Consider the following 581-nt stretch of genomic DNA (forward strand, 5'->3'; position numbering starts at 1 on the left):
GTCGGTCTCAAGATACTGGACCTTGTGGCTTTGCAGGATCGCCTGATAGGCAATCGCCTTGGCGATGTGCGACTTCCCGGTGCCAGGTTTGCCAACAAGCAGAGCGTTCTCGCCAGCGGCAATGAACGCCAGGGTGTGGAGCTGGAAGCAGGTCTGACGTGGCAGTTTGGGATTGAAGGACCAGTCGAACTCGGCGAGCGTCAGCTTTTCGTCGAGCCCGGATTGCTGGTATCGCCGCTCGATAAGACGGGACTGACGACGGTCCAGTTCATCCTGCAGGATAAGGGAGAAGGTCTCGAGGAAGGGCTGGTTGGCGCCCTGCGCCTGGAGCACGCGCGTCTGCAGCGTGTCGCGGACACCCGACAGGCGCAGCTGTCGTAGGCAACGCTCAATTTCCGGCATGGTCATCATGTGGCTAGGTCTCCAGTTTAAGGTGAGAAGGTGCAGCGGGAGCGCTCGTGGCGCCGGAGTTGGCCGGGGTTGCGCAGGCGACACGAGCGCGGATTGCCGTGGCGTGATCGTCGTGAGCCTCGGCCTGCCGACCATTGTCGTCGGCGTCGCGCCGCACAGCGCGGCTGAAG

General features: G+C 62.8%; 2 pseudogenes. Both read right to left on the reverse strand.

Annotated features, from left to right (window positions below):
- Positions 1-411, reverse strand: a pseudogene (gene istB, locus QJT78_RS51970) (IS21-like element IS1631 family helper ATPase IstB); the annotation flags it as partial.
- Positions 412-415: 4 nt separating this feature from the next.
- Positions 416-581: pseudogene (locus tag QJT78_RS51975) on the reverse strand (IS21 family transposase); the annotation flags it as partial.

It is taken from the genome of Bradyrhizobium sp. Mp27, assembly GCF_029953005.1.
Classification (GTDB): domain Bacteria; phylum Pseudomonadota; class Alphaproteobacteria; order Rhizobiales; family Xanthobacteraceae; genus Bradyrhizobium; species Bradyrhizobium barranii.